Here is a 21047-nt window from a genome sequence, read left to right as displayed (position 1 = left end):
TTTACTTAGCCCACTAGGTTACAAACCTCGCGCTGCGATTTAATCGCCCCTAGATTGAATAAATTTCAATCCACAAAGATAAACACGCCCTAGTCTTGAGCGGTCATTTTTTTGCTTAAATTTATTTATAATAATTTTAAAACCTGCATAATTAATCTTTACTTCCTCATCCGTTGGTATCGCAATGAAAATCATCTCGACTAATATCTCTAAAATTAAAACTCTTATTCATAATGGTAAAGAGGTGAAAACGGGAATATTCAAAACCCCAACTAACAAACCTGTTGTTATTGAAAAACTAAACATTATAGGTGACGAGCAAGCTGATTTAGTTAATCACGGCGGGGTAGATAAAGCGGTATATGCTTTTTCGCACAATCATTATGAGTATTGGAAACAAATCCTCGAGAATGATAATTTGGCAGTAGGTGCCTTTGGCGAAAACTTCACGATTTCTGACCTTGATGAAGTGAATATACACATAGGCGATCATATTCGAATTGGTACTGCATTACTTGAAGTAAGCCAGCCTCGTGTACCTTGTTTTAAATTAGCTATCGCCCTTAATAATAAAAACAGCCTTAAATTGTTTACGCAGCATTACTGCACTGGCGTATATTTTAGGGTACTAGAGCAGGGCGTTGCAAAAACGGGTGATAGTGTTGTTATCGAGAAGAAAGGCTCGCACGACATATCAGTTAAAAAACTGTTCCAGGCATTTTTTGATAAAAAATACGTAGGTTATGAAGACATACTTTTAGAAGCATTAACTTTGCCAGAGCTTGCTGTAGAGTGGCAAGAAAAGCTAAAGAAGAAGCTTGCTATTAAAAGTGAATAAAGCAGTTTAAAACTGTTTTATTCCCGCGCTATCACTCTTTAAAAAGTGTTGCTGCAACCTATTTATTAAACTTTGAAGAACAGGTCCTGTTGATTGGCTTCTTGAAACAACGCATCCCACAGGAGTAAGCCAACCGCCTTGTTCATGAGTAACGGGTAGCGTTACCACTTCAGCTTGGTTTATATACCTCTTAATAGCAAACTCGGGTACAAGCGCCCAACCAATACCCTGAACTACTAAGTCGATAAGGGTTTGATGTGTATTTGCGTACCAAATTCTAGAGCTAATTGCGTAGCTAAACCATAACTCTTTTTGGCTAAGGCTGCGATGAACACATTGCCTATGGGCTTTTAAATCATTGCTTGTTACAGCCTTTTGCTTTGCAAGCGGGTGTTCTGGTGATGAAATCGTTAAAAATCGAGCTTGACCTAATCGAAAAAAATCCATATCAACTTTTAGTTCCCCATCACTATAAATGATACCTACTTGTGCTTTTCCTATTTTTACTAAGTTTTCTACATCGTCAGTTGTTGTCGATATTATTTCGAAATTAGTAATCGGGAACTGATCAGCAAGTGGGGCAATCACTTTTAAAATATCTTGATTATTTAGGCTTTCATCAATAGCTATAATTACCTCATGCTCATAATTTTTTGCTAATGCATCCACTTTTTGGTCAAAATACTTTTGCTGATGAAGTATAGAGTATGCAACAGGTAACAATGCCTTACCACTGATCGTTAAGCTGGGTATATTTTTATTACGCGTAAATAATGTTTGATTAATCGCTATTTCAAGATTAGAAATAGCTTGGCTAATTCCCGATTGTGCACGGTTAAGCTTTCGGGCTGTTGCCGAAAAAGATCCTGTTTCTACCACGGTTACAAAAATTTTTAGTTGCTCAAAACTATACATATCATTCAACTTAAAGGTGAGTACTTATTTGCTCATCTTATCACTAAAGGTGATGGCTACTAACTTTGCAAATAATTAAATTATGTCACTATTATTTTCTTTAATTATTTGGCGTAAAAGGGGTTAATTATGGATGCAAAAATGGGGTCGCTAGAGAGGATGTTTCAGGCTGTTTTGTTTGAAGTATTAGCGGTAACGCTGTCGATTATTGGTTTGGCTGTATTTACAGAGCATGCAATATCGGCTTTATCAGGCACTATGATTATAATTGCAACGATTGCGATGTGTTGGAATTTTGTTTTTAATTGGTTTTTTGACAAAGTAGCTACCGGTGCAAAAGAGCAACGTTCTGTATTATTCCGTATTTTTCACGTGATTTTATTTCAAGGCGGGTTACTTGTTTTTACTATTCCCGTAATGGCGAGCATTTTAAACGTAGGCTTATGGGAAGCATTAATAATGGATATCGGCGTAACTTTTTTTATAACCCTTTACGCTTTTACTTTTAACCTAGTGTACGACCACACACGAGCCTATATTTTTCATTCAAAAAATGCTGCATGTTAATACACTTTTTAAATATGGGATGACTTAACAAAGTTTTGTATTTAGCTACTGGTGTATTTGCCAATGCACCAGTACTTTTAGAGGCGTAATATTACCCAAGTTTGCTTTATAGTGGCAAAAAACTAATAAAGGATCTTTTTATTAAAAGTGAATAAAGCTAAATATCAACTGTTATTCATAGAGGAGCTAGTAAAAAAGATAAAATCTGCTATACCTAAGGTTATAAATACTATAATTATTATAGTGTTATTTAAAGATTTTTGGGTTAGTAGCTAAAATAGGTGTCGTATATGAATATCTCAAGAAAACTGATGCTTATTGTAATATTAACTGCAGCAGAGATAAGTATTACTGTCTACTCAGCTTTTGAAATAGCTAAAGGGGCTAAGTTTCATCAACTTAACTTTCTTCATTTAAAGTATACACATCAACTTACCAAGTCAGTTAAAAAAATAGAAAATGATATCCCCATAGATATAAATGCCATTGAGTCGGATATATTGTTAATTAGGCAGCAACCTATTGAATGTATTGAACAAATAAACCCGTTAAATTATGCTGTTATGAAAGTTATTAACACAGATCATACATTAACAATCTGTGAAAACGATATTGAAATTGCTGATAAAGCCTTATTGTCAGTTAATCAGTATAAAAAGGGGGAACTTAGTAGAGACGCTTTTTTACTAAATCTTAATACTTCGCTAAGTGGCTTTAATAAAAATACGGAGCTGTTTGAGGAACCAATTAGAAAAACAGTATCGTTTATACTAATGACGTTAATTCCACTTGTTATAATCATATCTTTTTTTAATATTCTTTTTATAAGTTATCTTTCTCGCACAATATCGAGCTCTATTCGAAATCTAACTCTACTTTTATCAAGTAAGCCCGAAAACAATATTAATCTGGACGATGAACTTGATATAAAAACGTCGGGTGAATTAAAAGCACTCGTTATCGCGGCCAGACAGCGAATTAAAAATGATCTTTTAAATATTGAAAACAGTATTGAACTCAAAGAGATTATAAACAGCCAAACAGCTTCCCTGCAGCAAGCAAATGATGAGCTTGCCCAGTTTGCTTATCGGGCTTCCCATGACCTGAAGTCACCGCTGTCAGGGGCTAAATCCTTAGCGCATTTTGTTATCGAAGATATAAAAGCGGGAGACACAGAGGAGGCAAGCCGAAATGCACTGGTTATTTATCAACAAATGGAAAAGTTAGAAACACTTGTTGTTGATATTTTATTGTTAGCCAAAGCTGAAATTGGTAATGAAGATAAAGATGTAATTGACTTTAATCAGTTAATTATTGATATGAAAGAACGACTGTCTTGGCTCATGAAAGATAATCCTTGTGCGCTCGAAACAACAATTAATCTATCAGTACCTATAAAGTCGGAAAAAGCGCGTTTTGCTCAAATTATTGAAAATTTGATATCAAATGGGTTGAAGTATTACGACAGAAATAAAGACTCGCCTTATGTCCGCTGTGACATTTTTAATGAGCAAGAGACGTTTTTTATTACTGTTACAGATAACGGAATGGGAATACCACAAAAGCATCAAAGTGAAGTGTTTGATATGTTTAAGCGATTTCATGCACAGACGAGCACAGGCTCTGGTTTAGGGATGGCGCTGGTTAAAAAACATATTGAGTATTTAAATGGTGAAGTATCACTGCAAAGCTCTGATGAAGGTACGACGTTTAAAATAATAATACCAATGGATAAGCTAACATGACAAAAATTAAACCCCCTATATTAATTGTCGATGACAATGAAGTTGACCGGTATATTCTTAAAAGATTAATTAAAGAGGCTGAATTAGATCTTACAATTTTTGAAAAAAAAGATGGCCAGGAAGCATTAGAATTTCTAGAAAATTATGAAGCTAACAGAAAAGAGTACCCTGATGGATTTCCTCCAATACTCATATTTTTGGACATCAATATGCCAAGAGTCAATGGTCTTCAGTTTTTAGAAGAGTTTTCTAAACTGAGGAAGATGATAGAAATCAGTTCGTGTGTGGTTATGATGTTTAGCTCATCAGAAAGAGAAGAAGAAAAAAAGATTATAATGTCACACGATTTTGTTAAAGGTTACCTTGTAAAAGGAAGTTTTCAGGCAGCAGAGTTAAAAGAAAAAGTATTGGCTGTCATCGGTCAGCATTTGGAAAAACACAGCTGATTTGCATGTGTTTTAAGTTTTAACCCGCTAGGCTGTGCCAATTTGAGAGCCTTTAGTTTGAGTATGTGACACAAACCAAAGGTTTTTAGCTTAAGGTTATAAAGGTGTTTGATTTAAGCTTCAATTTTACAAAGGTTCAAAATAACCTATTTATTAAAGGCTTATTTTTTTACTATAGTCATCGAGCAGCAAATTAATTTCGTTTACAGGCATAGGCTTTGAAAAGAGAAAACCTTGCAGGTAGTCTATATTTAATTTTTTACACAGCTGATGCTGGGTTTCAGTTTCGATTCCTTCAGCTACCACAGAAAAATCTAGTTTCTTCAGCATTAAAGATAAGCTCTCGATTATTTTTAATCGCTTATTATTTTCTCCACCTAACGATTGCATGCTTTTGTCTAATTTTACTATATCAATAGGGTAGGAAATAAGGTGAGATATGGATGAATAACCCATACCAAAATCGTCCAAAGCAATCCTAAACCCTTTATTAGACAAAGAAGTTAATATCTCAATCACTTCTTTACTATTTTCCATAAAAGCTGTTTCTGTTATTTCCAGAATAATACTACTGGTTTTTAAATTGTATTTTTCGACCGTCTCTAATAGATACGTTTGTAAAACTTCTCTTTGCAGCTGTATCGGTGAAATATTAATAGATAGAGTTAACGGCGTTTGATAGTCTTTCTGCCACAAAGATAACTGCTTTAAAGCGCTCGCAATTATCCATTTTCCAAGGGGGGCTATTAATCGGCACTCTTCAGCAATAGGAATAAACTCATCGGGGGTATAATTAACGGTTGTATCTGGCCAACGGATCAGGGCTTCGACACCTGTCATTATTTGTGTTTTTGAACAATAAACAGGTTGATAAAATAGCCTAAAGTTTTTTTCCTCTATATGCTCTTTTATACTATTTTGAATATCTACCCGACGACTAAATTCATATTGATATTGCTCTTTGTAAAAGCTTATTCTACTTTTACCACTTTGCTTTGAGCGATACATTGCAATATCAGCACATTTTAGCAGTTCATGAGATTCAGTAGCATCATTTGGGTATATGGCGCTTCCAATGCTAACACTGCAATTTAAAGTTCTGCCTTCATGCAAAAAGGGTTTAGAAACTTCTGCTAAAATTCTATTTGCTATCATACCTATTTGATTAATGTTGCAAATTCCACCTATTATAACTGCAAATTCATCGCCTCCTAAGCGTGCAAATCCTTCGTTTTGCCTCAGGCAACTATGAATCCTTTCTACTGTTTGTATTAAAATTTCGTCGCCGACACTATGCCCAAGCGTATCATTAATATTTTTGAAGTTATCTAAATCTAAAGCAAGTAACGCCACGCAGTTTTTAGCACGTTTATTGTTAGCTATCATTACTTTTAGTATTTCTTCAAAATGATATCGATTAGACAAACCAGTAAGCTGATCCCGTTCTGCCATATGCTTTACAGCAAGATAACTGTTGTGCATACGTTGTTCTGCCTCGAAGCGTTTTTTGGCATATATAAGCGCTTTATTTAAACTATCCCTCGTTATATCACCTTTTGGTAAAAAGTCTTGAGCGCCTGCTTCTATACACTCAATAGCCAAAGCTGAGTTCTCTGAGGAGCTAATCATGATAATTGCGGTGTTACCGAGTTTAGGCTTTGCACGCATTTCAATTAGCATTTCAATGCCATCTTCTTTAGGCATATTATAATCGAGTAGTATTATATCAAAGTGCGTGTCTTCAATGGCTTTCAAGCCTTCGGATACGCACGTTACCTCGGTAATGTCATGATGATGAGAGCCATCAGAAATAAGCATTTTTTTAATTAATTTGCGATCAACTAAGTCATCATCAACAATTAAAATATTCATAAGTTCCTTCTAAGAGCAGCATCTACATGATGCTCGTTTATAATTGATAATTTCATAGTTAAACTTTGGGCCAAAAAATAGTGAATGTACTGCCAAGTTCCCCATCGGAGGCTACTTCAATTTTGCCCCCATAATTAATAATGAGCTTATTGGCAATACAGAGTCCAATGCCGCTCCCTTCAACATCATCTCGAGATTGCAATGTCTGAAATAACTTAAATATGAGTGAAAAATATTTAGGGTCAATTCCAGGGCCATTATCTGTTATTTCAATAATGTAATATTGATTAGAGGGGATAAGTGAAATATCGATAACCGGGTGCTCTTTATTGTTATGTTTTATTGCATTACTAATAAGATTTTGAAAAACAATTTTAAAAGGGATCAGCGGTATATCGAGTACTTCGTTATTGGCGTGTATATCAACAGTGACAGCTTGTGGAACTTCTAAAATTTGTTCTATATCTTGGTAAATACTTTCTAAAGATATGTTTGCATGAGTTGAATCACAGCTATTTATTCTCGAGTAGCTTAGTAAATCTTCTAGCAGTACTTGCATTCTATTAGCCCGGCTGAGCACAAGCTGAAAGTTTTCTAGGTGCTCTTGAGGGAGTAAATCTTTACAGTCATCATAAATCCACTCTAATAAACGTTTTATAGCATTTAATGGTGACTTTAGATCGTGTGAAGCAATACTGGTAAATTCATCTAGTTCATCGCTCATTTTTTGTAATTTTTTGATTAGGCGATCTTTTTCAGTTTCGTCTTTTTTTAGCTCGCTAATTGTTGAGTGAAACTTAAAACTGTTTATTTTATCTAATGAATTTTTACGTTGGACTAACTGATTAACAAGGTTTTTTTGTAAACTATTTAAGATTAATCTTTCTTTTTCGGTAAGTAGTGAATCACTTGCTCGGTCAAATATAAACCATCCAAATTTAAGGTTTGAGGGCAAAATAATAGGTGATACCACTCTAAATATTTTAGGAGCATGCTCGATAATCGATTCATTAAAAACGTCATCAGATAGTTGCTCTTTAGCTACTGTTATTTTTGAACCTGATTTATATAGCTCGACAGCACGTTGAGGCAGGTTAGCAACAATAGAGGATGAGCTTGCATCAAAAATGTTTAAAATTAGCTCAGCAAAGCTTTCTAAGCTTGTTTGAATGTCATTATCAAGAGAAGTCGTTAATTGCTGCTCATCTATTAATGATACACCTTCTAAATAACTCTCTACATTGGGCATTCAAACTCCTACAACAGTATTAAATAAATATGCCTCATTAAAATGAGATACAACAAATGATTAACTTATTGTAGTTGATTATTTTGAATGTGTTGAATTATTCACTTTATAAATTAACGCCAAATTAAAGCCTTACCTTATTATAGTCAGTAGCTTATGAATCTATTTTCTAATAAGGTCAAACTAAGTCTGATCGTGAAATTTATAACTGAATAAATAAGTATTATGTAGGGTAGTGTTCTTACTAAAGAGCAATACGCCCAAGTAAAAACAGCATATTTAATCGCTCATTTGTATAATTGTTTGCGCTACGCTAAATAAGGTTTTATGCGTATCCATTGCTTGTTTTTGTAGCTGTTTATGGGCTTGCTCTTCAGTGAGCTTTAACTGCTCAATAAGTATGTACTTGGCTTGGTGAATTACCTTTTGCTCACTAATTACTTTTTTAGCGTCAAGTAACGCTTGGTTTATTTGTTTAATATGCTGGCTTTGCTCGATAATTAAATCGTACATACTTTTATTACTATTGAGCTTATCGGCCGCTATGTTTTGGCTTACTTCTGGCTCTGGTTGCTTAACGGCTAATTGGCCAAAAGTAGGGGCTATGTGTTGCTCTACCATATTGTTAAGTACCTGCTTATTTGTATTTAAGCTACGTTGAGCACAGGCTATTTGCATAGCTGCGGTATCAATTAACTGATCTGCTATATTTTGTTCAATTTTGTGCATTATATCTATGCGCGTAGTGGTTACTTCGTACCATACTTCGCTTAGTTGCGAGAGCGGTTGAGCGTTCTCGTCATCGAGCTTTTGCAGTAAACTTCTAAGTTGCTCTACCTGATTATTAACCTGATGCGTTGTTAGTGTGCCAAAACATTTTAAAAGGTGCGCATCGGCGTACTCATTAAAAAAGTCAAAGCTGTGGTTTTGCTCTTGTACAAAATGCGCGAGTTGTTGTTTTTGTTCTGTGGTAAATTTACTCGCTGCAAATGCTTGTGCACCACAGGCACGCTCTTGTCCTGCGTATTCTTTACCTTGCATAAAATTAAAAAATGCGACTAATAAGCGCGTTATTTTGGGATCGCTTGCGCCATCAGCTGCCTCTAAAATAATATTGAGTAAACTAGCAATTAACTGAGTGAATGACTGCGTAGCATGTACCGCACTAATGTTTTGTTGTGCTATTTGCTTGCGCAATACCGGTAATGCATCGAGTGCTTGTAAGCTATAGGTAATTAAATTAAATAACCGAGTATGGCCAGTATCGGCGTTGTCGTTTATAAATGTTTGTTTAAGAGAATCATAAAATGCAGTTTGTGCGCTGTCGCTTAAAGGGATTTGTTCTTGTAATTGGGTTTTAAATCGCTCTCGATTTGAGGCCAAAAATATATTACTCATTGCGCGTTCTTTTTGTAACTGATGTACAAAATCGCCTAATTTAGTAAGCGAGGCACAACTGTTTTGTAATTGCTTTAGCGCGTGTATTTCTTGATACTTTGCTGCTAATAAAAACTGTTTTGTGAGAGGATTGCTTGTCGCCATTGGTATTATTCCACACTTTTTTGTTTTTAAAGTGCAACCACTGTTCCAATCATTAATAAATTTCATCATTGAATTTAAAATCAAGCTAATACAATTGCTTAAAGTGTTGTTTTTGTTTGCTACTGTTTTTCTATAATTTAAATTACCATTACTTTTAACTTATTTGGTGCATTTAAACATGTTATTGCACACAACTTGAACCCAAATTAAAAACAAAAAAAGCGCCTACTCCTGGGGAGGTAGTAAGCGCGAAAAGTGCATTATTCATTTTGTATCATGCGTTAACATTTATACTGTTTAATAACTCAGGGCTAATTGCCATTTTATGATTTATTACTTCACCAATCATAATAAGGGTAGGACCTTGAAGGTTGTGTTTAGCATGCTCATTTACTATCAGTTCAAGCGTACTAGTAATTACTTTTTGCTTAGTGGTAGTGGCATTCTCTATTAGTGCAATGGGTGTATTACTTGGCCAGCCCACTGATTGCAAACCGTTGCTTAGCGTTTGTAAGCGCGAAAGCCCCATATAAACCACTAAAGTGGGGTTGTTGTTTGCAGGCATAAACGCGTAATTTTGCCAATGAGGTTGCTTGTTAGGATCGGCAAACTGCGCCGTTAAAAATGTAACACTACGCGCTACATCGCGCGCAGTGAGCGGAATACCCGTATAAGCAGAAGTAGCACAAGCCGTTGTAACACCCGGAACAATAGCAAAATTAATATTATGCTTGGTAAGTGCATCGGCTTCTTCGTTAATACGTGCGAATATACTCGGATCACCGCCTTTTAAACGCACTACGTTTAAGCCTTGTTGCGCGTATTTAACCAGTAGCTCGCAAATGTTAGCTTGGGTCATCGAATGCTTACCAGCACGTTTACCTACAAATACTCGCTGTGCTTTTTTAGGAAGCGTTTTTAATAAATCATCGCTTACTAACCAGTCGTATAAAACAACATCGGCTGCATTAATTAAACGTTGTGCTTTTACCGTAATTAGCTCTGCGTCTCCTGGGCCCGCACCAATTATATAAACGTTGCCGCTTTTAGCACTGCGATCATTTGAGCTTGTTAGCTTAGTAACAAGCTTATTTAGCCACACGTTTTCAATACCCGAAAAATAAGACAGTACACTCATAATATTCCCCTAAGCCACAGCTGTTGTAACTTTTGGTTCAGAGCTTATAAATACACTGCCGTCTTCAATTTTTGCATTAAAAACCGGTAAGTGTATTGCTTCTGCTTCTAAACATTCGCCTGTTTCTAGGCAAAAGTGTTGCTTATATAAAGGCGATGCGACAACTAATTTATTGTCGATTGAGCCAATAATGCCACGCGATAATACATTGGCTTTGCCAATAGGGTCGTAGTTGCTAATAGCAAACACAGCCGTTGGATTTTGCGGAATATAAAAAATAGCCACTTGCTGATTATTAACTAATGCGCATACGCCGCTATTAGCTACTAGGTTGTCGATTGTTCCAATATTATGCCAAGACATCAGCTTGATCCTCTTCAACTTCCATTACTGGAATACGGTTTTGTGTATTACGTTGCTCACGTTTTTCGGCTTCTGTAGCAGGGCGAATTTGGTTACGCTCTTGCACAAACAAAATGTTGTCGTCGGTTTCGGGGCTATTAACAAACTGGCGGAATCGTTTGGCAGCATCTGGGCTTTCAATCGCTTTTTTCCACTCACACGCATAGGTTTGTGTAATTAACTCCATTTGCGCTTCTAGCTCGTCGCAAATGCCTAAGCTGTCGTCAATTACTACGCTTTTAAGGTAGTCTAAACCGCCTTCAAGATTTTCCATCCATACCGACGTACGTTGTAATTTGTCAGCTGTTTTAATGTAAAACATAATTACGCGGTCAATGTATTTAATAAGTGTTGGCGTGTCTAAATCGGTCGCAAATAAATCAGCATGGCGAGGGCGCATACCGCCATTACCACACACGTATAAGTTCCAGCCGTTTTCGGTGGCTATAATGCCAATATCTTTACTTTGTGCTTCGGCGCATTCGCGGGTACAACCCGATACCGCCATTTTAAATTTATGCGGCGCACGCAGTCCTTTATAGCGGTTTTCTATTTCTATTGCGTGTCCAACGCTGTCTTGCACACCATAACGACACCACGTACTACCCACGCATGATTTAACGGTTCTAAGAGACTTACCATAAGCATGACCGGTCTCAAATCCAGCTTCTATAAGTCTCTCCCAAATAACAGGAAGCTCTTCTAAGCGTGCACCAAATAAATCAATACGCTGACCGCCAGTGACTTTGCAGTACAGGTTAAAGTCTTTTGCTACTTGTCCAATTACAATGAGTTTGTCGGGGGTTATTTCGCCGCCAGCAATACGCGGTACCACAGAGTACGAACCATCTTTTTGCATGTTTGCTAGGTACGTATCGTTAGTGTCTTGTAAGCCAACATGAGCGGGTTCTAAAATAAAGTCGTTCCATGTTGAGGCTAAAATAGAGCCAATGGCAGGTTTACATATTTCACAGCCATGACCGCTGCCGTGTTTAGTTAGTAAGTCATCAAAGCTTTTAATGCTTTCTACTTTTACCATGTGCAGTAGTTCTTGGCGTGAATACGCAAAGTGCTCACATACATGGTTGTTAACTTCAACACCGCGACTTGCTAATTCGTTATCAACAACTGATTTTAGTAACGCAGCACAACCACCACAGCCGCTTGCTGCTTTAGTGCATGATTTTACCGAGGCTAAATCGCATGAGCCGCCATCAATTGCACCTACAATGTCGCCTTTACTCACATTGTGACACGAACAAATAGTGGCGGTGTCGGGTAGGGCACTGCCCGATAGCGACGGCGCGCCGCCGCTGTCTGGTAAAATTAAACACTCAGGGTTTTCTGGTAAGTCCATGTCGTTAAGCATGTACTGCAATAAAGTATCGTAGTCGCTGGTATCGCCAACAAGTACAGCGCCCAGTAATTTGTCGCCTTTTTCACTTAGTATGATTTTTTTATAACAGCCGCGAATAGCGTCTTGGTATATAAGTTCTTTACAGTCTGGCGTTTTTGCATGAGCGTCGCCAATTGAGCCTACTTCTACGCCTAATAACTTAAGTTTGGTGCTCATATCGGCACCTAAAAACTCAAGTTCGCCACCACTTAATTGACTCGCTGCAACGCGTGCCATGTTGTAACCCGGTGCTACTAAGCCAAATAGTTTTTTGTCCCACAGGGCACATTCACCAATGGCTAAAATATCAGGATCTGACGTTTGGCATTGATTATTAATGATAATACCGCCGCGTTCACCGAGCTCTAAATCAGCAATTTTGCCGAGTTGGTCATACGGGCGAATACCTGCAGAGAACAAAATTAGGTCTGTTTCTAAAAATGACTCGTCCGAAAAATTTAATCTAAAGCGACTGGTTTCGCCTTTTACTATTTCTCTGGTTGCTTTTGATGTGTGTACCGTTACGCCGAGTTTTTCTATTTTATTTTTTAGTAGCGTACCGCCTTGTCCATCAAGTTGAACAGCCATAAGTTGTGGTGCAAATTCAACTACGTGGGTATCAAGCCCTAGTTGCTTAATGGCGTTTGCGGCTTCAAGCCCCAACAAACCACCACCAATAACAACACCGCTTTTACTTACAGCGGCACTGGCTTTTATTTGTTCTAAATCTTCTAATGTGCGATACACCAAACAATGGGGTTGGTCGTTACCTTTTATAGGCGGCACAAACGGAAATGAACCTGTCGCGAGTATCAGTTTGTCGTATGGGTATTGCTCACCGGTTAATGTGGTCACTATTTTTGCTGATCTATCAATGCCTTCAACCCACTGGCTGGTATGCACATTAATATTAAGCTGTTTGTAGTTGTCGTGGGTGGTAAGTGCTAAATCGGCGGCTGTTTTGCCATCAAATACACTTGATAAGTACACGCGATCGTATGCAAGATTTGCTTCTCCGCAAAGTACAGTAATGTCTGCGTTGGCATCGCTTTGGCGCATTTGCTCAACAAAGTGGTGTCCGACCATACCATTACCAATAATGAGTATTTTTTGCGAGGTTTGCATAGGGCATTCCTTAAAGTGACGGTTTAAATACAATTAACAAAAAAGCCCGCCACAAATACGCATTATGCATAACTGTGTGCGGGCTTCTTTGCCGATGGTTGCTAATAGCTATTGTGTTAACAACCTAAATTTTTGCCGTAAGTAAAACGGGCTTGTTAATAGAATGTTTGCAAAAATACAGCCAGTTTTTTAAGTTATTGTTTAAATAGTATTTAATGTATTTTTAGAGTGAGGATAAAACCTGTTTTGTTATATGTTGGTGCGCGCCTGGCACTAAGAGGGTGCAAGTATTGTCATTGTTTTGTGCATTATCAGTCAATAAAACACCCATTATCATTCATTGTGTATTGAGTTAAATTTATCCCATGAAATACGCACACGAATTACGAGCAAAATGATAAATACAAACTCAATAGATGCTTCACCTTTTCACGAAGGCGAGCTGGCAATACAAGACAAACTAGGTAAACGAGAAATAATGGAAACATTTGGTAAACGTGCCGTGCGCTCATTTATGCCAAAGCAGCATCAAGCATTTTTTGAGCAGTTACCATTTGTGGTTGCAGGCAGTGTTGATGAAAATGCTAATCCGTGGGTATCTATTGTTTCAGGACAGTCAGGCTTTTTAAGCGCCCCAACTCCTACGTCGTTATTAATGAAGCACGCGGTTGATAAAAACGACCCCTTACATAACACGTTAAATATTGTCGGCTCGCCAATTGGTTTATTAGGCATTGAGCTGGGCACGCGTAGGCGTAACCGTTTAAATGTGCGCGTAGGTGAGGCAATTGACGATAATCAGGTGAGTTTTAATGTTGATCAATCCTTTGGAAATTGCCCACAGTATATTCAAACGCGCGACTTAACGTTTAATAGAGATCCTTTACTTAAAAGTAATGTGGTACAAAAAGTTGAATTTAATACACTTGATAACGCAGCCAGTGCGTTAATTGACACCACCGATACATTTTTTGTTTCGAGTTTTATAACCGCTAAAAACAATCCGAAAATTGAAGGGGTTGATGTTTCTCACCGTGGTGGGTTGCCGGGCTTTGTAAAGCGAGAAGGCAACACATTAACGATTCCTGATTACGCAGGTAACAATTTTTTTAATACCTTGGGTAACTTTTTATTAAACCCAAAAGCAGGTTTGTTATTTCCTGATTTTGACACCGGCAATGTATTAATGCTTACCGGCAGCGTTGAAATTTTATGGGACGGGCACCCAGAACTTGAAGGCTTTATTGGCGCAGACCGAGGCTGGAAATTTACCCTCACTAAAGGAATGTGGCTTAAAAATTTACTCCCGTTTAGTGCTAAATTTGATGCTTATTCCCCTAACACTAAAATGACGGGCACGTGGCTTGAGGCTGATAAAAACAAACAAGCCGAAAAACTAAAACATACTTGGCAGCCTTTAAAAGTAACCAAAATAATTAAAGAAAGTAATGTAATTACCTCCTTTTATTTAGAAGGGCATAACAATACAACCTTATTACCGTTTAAAGCTGGGCAGCATTTAACTGTACAAATACCATGTAAAAATAGTAGCAATAACAGTAATAGCAAACCTGTTATTAGAACCTACACCGTGTCATCAAGCCCTCATGAACTATTTTATCGGTTATCTATTAAAAAAGAACTCAGTGGCGAGGTGTCTAACTACTTTCATAATAACGTAAAAGTAGGCGACGTTATTTTAGCTAAATACCCACAAGGGCAGTTTTTTATTGACCCAACCAGTACCAAACCTGCGGTACTCATTGGTGGCGGAATAGGTATTACACCTATGATCTCAATGGCTAAACACATTACCAGTGAAGGGTTAAGAACCCGCTATACACGCCCTTTGCATATTTTTCACAGTGCTAAAAATAAACAGCAGCGTGCGTTTTATAACGAGCTAAAAACGCTTGCAGATACGAGTGGCGGGGCAATTGATTACTACTCACTTTTATCGCAGCCTGAGCTTGATGAAAAGCAAGACAATGGCTTTAATTTAAAAGGGCGCATAAATGCGGATGTGTTTAGGTACTATTTACCACTTGATGATTACGAGTTCTTTTTATGCGGACCTGAAGCGTTTATGCAGCACGTATATAACGAACTGTTATTGCTCGGTGTGCAGGATAAAAATATATTTGCGGAAGCATTTGGACCCTCCATTATTAAGCGTAATGTACTTAACACAAACGAAGCGCCTAATAAAAACAAAGAGATGAGCGTAGAAGAAGCAGATAACACTGTAATTAAATTCAGTAAATCGGGCTTTGAGCAGCGCTGGAATAAAGGCGATAACACTATACTTAATGTAGCCGAATCCCATGGTTTAGAACCTGAATTTGGCTGTCGAAATGGCAGCTGCGGCAGTTGCGCCGTAAAAATAAACGCAGGCGCTGTAGTGTATCGCAATAACGTAAGCTACCCAGTAGAGGCAGGGCAGGCGCTAATTTGCTGCGCCGTACCGGCTAAAGGCGTTGAGGAGCTTGATTTAGAGCTATAGTTATCAATATAGAGCTTGAACTTTAAAAGCATATGGTGGGTGCTGGAGGTTAGAGACCTCCATTTTACCCTTTTATATGTATAGTTCGCGTTTAACGCAGCTACGAAATAGTTTATATTTTTCTAACAGGTCATCAGTTAAATTTATGATTTCAAGTGCATGCTTATTATACTTCCCAATATTATCCTCTTCCCCACCACGATCAGGATTAAGCTCGGGATAAAGGCAATATATTTGATTTTCCATAGCGACATGTGAGGGGTGATGGAAAAAATGGAGTGCCGTCCAGTTCATGATTTTTGATAAGGATTGACCAAATTCAGTAAATTTTACATTTAATTCTGCATTGAGAAAATCGTACTCAGTTTCTTGTGAATAATAGATAAAGTCTTGCAATCTTACTTTATCACTCCTGCTATATGAATGATCGCTCGTTAGCGAGGATATATATTCTGTTAGATAGAATTCTTCGAAGCCTTTAGTTATTTTTTGATAAAGCTTAACATCATGTTCTCGTGATAATGTTTTCTTCTCTATTTCATTATCAAATATTCCATTTACTTCTATTTTTGTTTTTTCTCTTTGTAAAAGTATATTATGAATTAATCCCAAAGTGATAAGTGCTAACCCTACTAGAGAATCATAATTTCCAATAATTCTAATATCAAATTCTTTTGTGAAAATTTCATTTAAAATATTTTGTAGAATTGAAGATGAGGTTAAACCAAGTCCTGCAATAATGACAGCCCAAGTAACCTTGTTGGAAAATTCGGGGAAAAACAACCGAAATACTTTTTCTATTTTGACCCAGTTGATAGATTGAACTCCTTGTAGATGTACGTATATTCGTATTTACTTAATCGACTAACAATTACACGATTCACTTAAAGCTGATATAAGAATTATACTTCCATTGCCTACTAAAATAATACTAAACCAAGGTTGTCCTGAAAAGTATTTCCTAAGTTTTATTAGGCTTATTTTGAATATAGCGTACCAAAATACATTTGCAGCTGGCTCTACACATTATTAATGTAAGTTATTGGCAATCATAAATATCATTAAAGAAAGAGTTAACCTATACAAAAAAAGAGGCTTAATAGCCTCTTATAAAACAGTATTAAAAACTTAAAACTAAGCTAGTAAACCCGCTTCTGTTTCAGGCATTGCTATATAGCCATCAAGTTTACGAACGTTACTTAACCATCTTAAAATATTTGGGTATTGCTCAAGCGATACGCCGCCCTCCGGTGCGTGTGCTATGTACGAAAAGTTGGCAATGTCGGCAATAGTTGGCTGAGTGCCTACTAAGTATTCGCGATTTTGTAAATACGCATCCATTGTTTTAAATAATGTGTGGGCAATGTTTATCGCGTTTTGATGATCAAGCTCTGCGCCAAATACAGTAACTAAACGCGCCGAACACGGACCTGACGCCACAAGCCCTGCAGCAACGCTCAACCAGCGCTGAATGTGCGCTTGAACAGTTATATCTTCTGGATACCAGGTTCTGTTAGCATCAAACTTTTGTGCTAAGTACAGCAAAATAGCGTTTGAATCGTTAATTACGTCATCGTTATGTTTAAGTACGGGGACTTGTCCAAAAATATTCATATTTAGAAAGTCAGCTTGTTTTTGTGCGCCGTTTTGCAGTGCAACATCAACCATATTTACATCAAGCTTTAAAAGCGATGTAAATAACTCTGCACGATGTGAATGACCAGATAAAGTAAAACGGTATAGCGTTAGATTGCTCATGGGTTGTCCTGTTTTTTTAATTTGAATAGTGATTTTTAATAACGCTATTCTTTCACTATTATCAGTTTTTAAAAACCGAGCTAGTAAGGAATAAATGTCAATGCTATATTGACAATCATGGATACTATTATTGGCATTAAAACAATCATAGCGGTTGTTGAAACAGGCTCTTTTACAGCCGCAGGCGACAGGCTAGGGCTTTCAAAGGCGCTGGTTAGTAAATACGTGGGCATTGTAGAGCAAGACTTAGGGGTTAGATTATTTAACCGCTCCACGCGCAGAATTTCGATTACCGAAGCGGGGCAAAGTTATTACGCAAGCGTAGTGCCTGTAATTGAAAGCTACAGTGAAATGCTCGATAACTTATCGGGTCAAACAGCGCTTGCTAGCGGCAAACTTCGGGTGAGTGCGCCGGTGTCGTTTGGTGAATCAAACCTTGCGCCGTTAATGCCTGAATTACTGAGCCGTTATCCTGATTTAAGTATTGATTTAGTGCTTTCAGACAAAACAATCGATTTGCTAGAAGAGGGGGTTGATTTAGCAATAAGAATTGGCAGTGTGTCTGACTCTAATTTAATCGCGAGGCAAATTACTAGTTACCCTTTAATTTTATGTGCATCAGCTGAATATATTCAGCGCTTTGGCGCACCAGCGAGTGTTGACGAGCTTGAGCAACATGCTACGGTGATTGATAGCAACTTTAAAATAGGTCGCCATTGGCCTCTAGTTTCACCTAGTGGTGAGTCATTAACGGCAAGCGTAAACTCGCGTGTTTCGGTTAATAATCCGCAAGCTGTAAAAGAGGTGGTTGTAGCAGGTGGTGGTATTGGCTTAATTCCTGAAATAGTGGTGAGAGATGATATTGCATCGGGCAAGCTTGTACAGGTTATGCAAGGTTATAAAACCTTTGAGTTTGGTTTATTTGCTATTTATCCGCATAGAAAGTTTGTGGCTCAAAAGGTTACGTCGTTTATTCAGTTTTTATTTGAAAAGTTTGAAGCTAAGCCAAAAACAAAAAAGACCTAAAATCAGTTAAGTGTATTTAGGCTTTTTAAAATGGGTCATTAAAATATAATTTAAAACAGTTGCTTACTTAAAAGTTGCGCTTACTTAAAACAACCACTTACTTTAATATAATAACTGGCACATCGCTGTTCTCGAGTATTTTAATGGTGTTACTGCCCACAAAAAACTGCCTTAATTTAGAGTGCCCAAACGCACCCATTACAATTAGCTCTACATTATTTTGCTCTTTGTATTTCATTAGGGAGTCGAAAATATTGCCCTCTAAAAAGCTTGCCGACACTTTATAACCCATACTGGTGAGTGTGTATTGCGCGTTAATAAACTTTTCTTCAAGATCTTTTTCGTTGTTTTTAATGCTCACTAAATGACAATGTAAGCCATGTAATAAACCGCCATCAATCACTTGTTCTAGCGCTTTGTCGGCTGTTTCGCGACCGTCGTACGCAATCATAAATGAGGTAGGCTGTTTAAATGTTTCAGGAATAAGCAAAATAGGTTGTGTTGCATTGCGTACTAAGGTTTCTATATGTGAGCCCAGCACCGCAAAACTATTACTATGCCCCGCACCATTTTGCCCAATAACAATAAGGCGTGTGTCGTTTTTAAAGTCTATAACGGTATCGAGCAAATCACCGTGGCGTTTAATTAACTCAAAATTAGTAATACCTGCCGATTTAGCATGCTCACTTACTGAGTTTAATAATTCGTCAGCCATTTTTAGACTTACTTTACAGCATTGTTCGTCAAGCTTGGTCATTTCATCAAGTAGTGCTGATTGTGCACCAAGTCCAATACTGCCTGAGTAGTCGCCGATATTAGTTTGCTGCGTTTTTTCAAGCGTATGCACAAAGCTAATTGGTTTATTTAGCTTTTTTGAAGCCCAGATAGCGGCTTCGGTTACATTTTTAGTAATGGCAGAGCCATCTACATAAGTAACTATTTTTTTCATTACATTCTCCTTAATGACCGCCAAGTAGTTTATCGACTTCTTTAGGGTCGTTATGTACGCCAAACTTATCAACAACTGTTTCGGTTGCGCTATTCATACCAACAATATTAACTGTTGCACCTTCGCGTCTAAATTTAATAACCACCTTATCGAGTGACGATACACCGGTTATATCCCAAAAGTGGGCATGGGTTAAATCTATAACAACATTTGTTACCGCACTTTTAAAATCGAACGAAGCAATAAATTGCTCTGCTGAGGCAAAAAATACCTGACCTACAACTTCATAAGTTACTAGGTTTTTAGTTTCATCGTGCTTAGTTGTAACAACCATAAAGCGACCAATTTTGTTTGCAAAAAACAACGTAGCTAACAACACGCCAACTAAAACGCCAATGGCTAGATTATGCGTGGCAACTACTACAATAACGGTGGAAATCATCACTACGTTTGACGAAAGCGGGTTCTTTTTTAAATCTTTAACTGATGCCCACGAAAACGTACCAATCGATACCATAATCATTACTGCAACTAATGCCGCCATAGGAATTAAACGCAGCCACTCATCTAAAAACACCACCATAATGATTAAAAATAAACCGGCAATAAAGGTTGAAAGTCGTCCACGACCGCCCGATTTAACGTTAATAATTGATTGTCCAATCATGGCGCAACCCGCCATACCACCAAATAAACCTGCGCCAATATTAGCAATACCTTGGCCCTTACATTCTTTATTACGATCGCTCGTTGTATCAGTTAAGTCATCAACAATGGTGGCGGTCATCATTGATTCAAGTAAGCCCACAACCGCAAGACCAATTGAATACGGTAAAACAATTTGCAGTGTTTCGAGTGTTAGTGGTACATCGGGCCATAAAAATATAGGTAGGGTGTCTGGCAGTTCGCCCATGTCGCCAACGGTTCTTATATCAAGACCCAAAAACAGTGAAACCAGTGTAATAACAACAATACACACTAAAGGAGAGGGAAGTATTTTGCCAATAGTTGGAATGTATGGGAATAAGTAAATAATACCTAAGCCTGCAGCAGTCATGGCGTAAACATGCCAAGTAACATTGGTAAGCTCAGGTAACTGTGCCATAAATATTAAAATCGCCAGCGCATTTACAAACCCTGTTACAACAGAACGCGATACAAACCGCATTAATTCACCGAGCTTTAAAAAGCCTGCAAATATTTGTAGTACACCAGTAAGTAAGGTAGCAACCAGTAAGTATTCCAGACCATGATCTTTAACCAGCGTCACCATTAACAGCGCCATTGCACCGGTAGCAGCCGATATCATGCCAGGGCGTCCGCCTACAAAGGCAATAATAACCGCAATACAAAATGAGGCGTATAAACCCACTTTAGGATCAACACCCGCAATAATAGAAAAGGCAATAGCTTCCGGTATTAGGGCAAGCGCCACAACAATACCAGCAAGCACATCACCACGAACATTAGAGAGCCAATCTCTTTTTACGTGATCAAACATGTAATAAACCTAATTAGTTAGTTTCCCAAAGTATAGGGGAGTATTTTATTTAAATAACAATGATTCTCGCGCAGA

General features: G+C 37.6%; 17 protein-coding genes. 6 read left to right on the top strand and 11 right to left on the bottom strand.

The genetic code is table 11. The annotated features are described in order from the left end of the window. Positions 1-184 precede the first annotated feature (184 nt). Entirely contained in the window at positions 185-838 is a 654-nt protein-coding gene (locus P20429_RS05225) for an MOSC domain-containing protein (RefSeq protein ID WP_007585220.1), read from the top strand. Positions 839-844: 6 nt separating this feature from the next. On the opposite strand, the gene P20429_RS05230 is transcribed toward P20429_RS05225, so the two are convergent. Beyond that, positions 845-1753, bottom strand: coding sequence for a LysR family transcriptional regulator (locus P20429_RS05230; protein ID WP_007585218.1), 909 nt, complete (start codon positions 1751-1753; stop codon positions 845-847). Between the two features lie 129 nt (positions 1754-1882). Here P20429_RS05230 and P20429_RS05235 point away from each other — a divergent pair, with 129 nt between their 5' ends. The 3 genes from P20429_RS05235 (at position 1883) to P20429_RS19785 (ending at position 4511) form a co-directional block, all read left to right on the top strand. After that, entirely contained in the window at positions 1883-2320 is a 438-nt protein-coding gene (locus P20429_RS05235) for a PACE efflux transporter (protein WP_007585216.1), read from the top strand. Positions 2321-2610: 290 nt separating this feature from the next. Further along, positions 2611-4065 carry an ATP-binding protein gene (locus P20429_RS05240; protein ID WP_007585214.1) on the top strand — a complete coding sequence of 485 codons (1455 nt, stop codon included), beginning with the start codon at positions 2611-2613 and terminating at the stop codon, positions 4063-4065. Continuing rightward, positions 4062-4511: a response regulator gene (locus P20429_RS19785; RefSeq protein ID WP_033027013.1), complete on the top strand. Its 450-nt coding sequence runs from the start codon at positions 4062-4064 to the stop codon at positions 4509-4511. Before P20429_RS05240 ends, P20429_RS19785 begins: the two co-directional genes overlap by 4 nt. 153 nt (positions 4512-4664) lie before the next feature. Here P20429_RS19785 and P20429_RS05245 read toward each other — a convergent pair whose 3' ends face one another. The 6 genes from P20429_RS05245 to nirB all read right to left on the bottom strand — a co-directional run bounded on the left by P20429_RS05245 (position 4665) and on the right by nirB (position 13235). Continuing rightward, complete coding sequence (locus tag P20429_RS05245) at positions 4665-6383, bottom strand: GGDEF domain-containing response regulator (RefSeq protein ID WP_007585212.1); 1719 nt, start codon at positions 6381-6383, stop codon at positions 4665-4667. A gap of 58 nt (positions 6384-6441) precedes the next feature. Next, entirely contained in the window at positions 6442-7632 is a 1191-nt protein-coding gene (locus P20429_RS05250; protein ID WP_007585211.1) for an ATP-binding protein, read from the bottom strand. A gap of 279 nt (positions 7633-7911) precedes the next feature. After that, positions 7912-9174, bottom strand: a complete 1263-nt coding sequence (locus P20429_RS05255; protein WP_007585210.1) for a nitrate regulatory protein — start codon at positions 9172-9174, stop codon at positions 7912-7914. A 274-nt stretch (positions 9175-9448) separates the two neighbouring features. Next, entirely contained in the window at positions 9449-10312 is an 864-nt protein-coding gene (cobA, locus tag P20429_RS05260) for a uroporphyrinogen-III C-methyltransferase (RefSeq protein WP_007585208.1), read from the bottom strand. 9 nt (positions 10313-10321) lie between these two features. Further along, positions 10322-10675, bottom strand: coding sequence for a nitrite reductase small subunit NirD (gene nirD / locus P20429_RS05265; protein ID WP_002959861.1), 354 nt, complete (start codon positions 10673-10675; stop codon positions 10322-10324). Then, positions 10662-13235, bottom strand: coding sequence for a nitrite reductase large subunit NirB (gene nirB, locus P20429_RS05270; RefSeq protein WP_007585205.1), 2574 nt, complete (start codon positions 13233-13235; stop codon positions 10662-10664). Before nirB ends, nirD begins: the two co-directional genes overlap by 14 nt. Before the next feature lie 394 nt (positions 13236-13629). On the opposite strand from nirB, the gene P20429_RS05275 reads away from it, so the two are divergent. Then, entirely contained in the window at positions 13630-15738 is a 2109-nt protein-coding gene (locus P20429_RS05275; protein ID WP_007585203.1) for a pyridoxamine 5'-phosphate oxidase family protein, read from the top strand. 72 nt (positions 15739-15810) lie between these two features. Here the strand turns inward: P20429_RS05275 and P20429_RS05280 are convergent, their stop codons facing one another. Together P20429_RS05280 and P20429_RS05285 are read right to left on the bottom strand one after the other, a co-directional pair. Beyond that, the gene (locus P20429_RS05280; protein WP_007585202.1) at positions 15811-16521 is read right to left on the bottom strand and encodes a hypothetical protein; all 711 of its coding nucleotides are present in this window, start codon (positions 16519-16521) and stop codon (positions 15811-15813) included. A 351-nt stretch (positions 16522-16872) separates the two neighbouring features. Further along, the gene (locus P20429_RS05285; protein WP_007585199.1) at positions 16873-17496 is read right to left on the bottom strand and encodes a glutathione S-transferase; all 624 of its coding nucleotides are present in this window, start codon (positions 17494-17496) and stop codon (positions 16873-16875) included. Between the two features lie 117 nt (positions 17497-17613). Between P20429_RS05285 and P20429_RS05290 the strand changes: the two genes are divergently transcribed. Beyond that, positions 17614-18522: a LysR family transcriptional regulator gene (locus P20429_RS05290; RefSeq protein WP_007585198.1), complete on the top strand. Its 909-nt coding sequence runs from the start codon at positions 17614-17616 to the stop codon at positions 18520-18522. A gap of 97 nt (positions 18523-18619) precedes the next feature. Here the strand turns inward: P20429_RS05290 and P20429_RS05295 are convergent, their stop codons facing one another. Both P20429_RS05295 and P20429_RS05300 read right to left on the bottom strand, forming a co-directional pair. Then, positions 18620-19471 (bottom strand): universal stress protein, encoded by an 852-nt coding sequence (locus P20429_RS05295; RefSeq protein WP_007585197.1) that lies wholly within the window; start codon positions 19469-19471, stop codon positions 18620-18622. 10 nt (positions 19472-19481) lie between these two features. Continuing rightward, positions 19482-20972, bottom strand: a complete 1491-nt coding sequence (locus tag P20429_RS05300) for a SulP family inorganic anion transporter (protein WP_007585195.1) — start codon at positions 20970-20972, stop codon at positions 19482-19484. Positions 20973-21047: the final 75 nt, after the last annotated feature.

The sequence above is a fragment of the Pseudoalteromonas sp. BSi20429 genome, from assembly GCF_000238895.1.
GTDB lineage: Bacteria > Pseudomonadota > Gammaproteobacteria > Enterobacterales > Alteromonadaceae > Pseudoalteromonas > Pseudoalteromonas arctica.
This window is presented reverse-complemented; position numbering and strand designations above follow the sequence as displayed.

What these genes read in the sequence shown, in the direction of transcription:
- P20429_RS05225 (WP_007585220.1), top strand. Translation starts at nt 185, where the DNA reads ATGAAAATCATCTCGACTAATATCTCTAAAATTAAAACTCTTATTCAT.
- P20429_RS05230 (WP_007585218.1), bottom strand. Translation starts at nt 1,753, where the DNA reads ATGTATAGTTTTGAGCAACTAAAAATTTTTGTAACCGTGGTAGAAACA.
- P20429_RS05235 (WP_007585216.1), top strand. Translation starts at nt 1,883, where the DNA reads ATGGATGCAAAAATGGGGTCGCTAGAGAGGATGTTTCAGGCTGTTTTG.
- P20429_RS05240 (WP_007585214.1), top strand. Translation starts at nt 2,611, where the DNA reads ATGAATATCTCAAGAAAACTGATGCTTATTGTAATATTAACTGCAGCA.
- P20429_RS19785 (WP_033027013.1), top strand. Translation starts at nt 4,062, where the DNA reads ATGACAAAAATTAAACCCCCTATATTAATTGTCGATGACAATGAAGTT.
- P20429_RS05245 (WP_007585212.1), bottom strand. Translation starts at nt 6,383, where the DNA reads ATGAATATTTTAATTGTTGATGATGACTTAGTTGATCGCAAATTAATT.
- P20429_RS05250 (WP_007585211.1), bottom strand. Translation starts at nt 7,632, where the DNA reads ATGCCCAATGTAGAGAGTTATTTAGAAGGTGTATCATTAATAGATGAG.
- P20429_RS05255 (WP_007585210.1), bottom strand. Translation starts at nt 9,174, where the DNA reads ATGGCGACAAGCAATCCTCTCACAAAACAGTTTTTATTAGCAGCAAAG.
- cobA (WP_007585208.1), bottom strand. Translation starts at nt 10,312, where the DNA reads ATGAGTGTACTGTCTTATTTTTCGGGTATTGAAAACGTGTGGCTAAAT.
- nirD (WP_002959861.1), bottom strand. Translation starts at nt 10,675, where the DNA reads ATGTCTTGGCATAATATTGGAACAATCGACAACCTAGTAGCTAATAGC.
- nirB (WP_007585205.1), bottom strand. Translation starts at nt 13,235, where the DNA reads ATGCAAACCTCGCAAAAAATACTCATTATTGGTAATGGTATGGTCGGA.
- P20429_RS05275 (WP_007585203.1), top strand. Translation starts at nt 13,630, where the DNA reads ATGATAAATACAAACTCAATAGATGCTTCACCTTTTCACGAAGGCGAG.
- P20429_RS05285 (WP_007585199.1), bottom strand. Translation starts at nt 17,496, where the DNA reads ATGAGCAATCTAACGCTATACCGTTTTACTTTATCTGGTCATTCACAT.
- P20429_RS05290 (WP_007585198.1), top strand. Translation starts at nt 17,614, where the DNA reads ATGGATACTATTATTGGCATTAAAACAATCATAGCGGTTGTTGAAACA.
- P20429_RS05295 (WP_007585197.1), bottom strand. Translation starts at nt 19,471, where the DNA reads ATGAAAAAAATAGTTACTTATGTAGATGGCTCTGCCATTACTAAAAAT.
- P20429_RS05300 (WP_007585195.1), bottom strand. Translation starts at nt 20,972, where the DNA reads ATGTTTGATCACGTAAAAAGAGATTGGCTCTCTAATGTTCGTGGTGAT.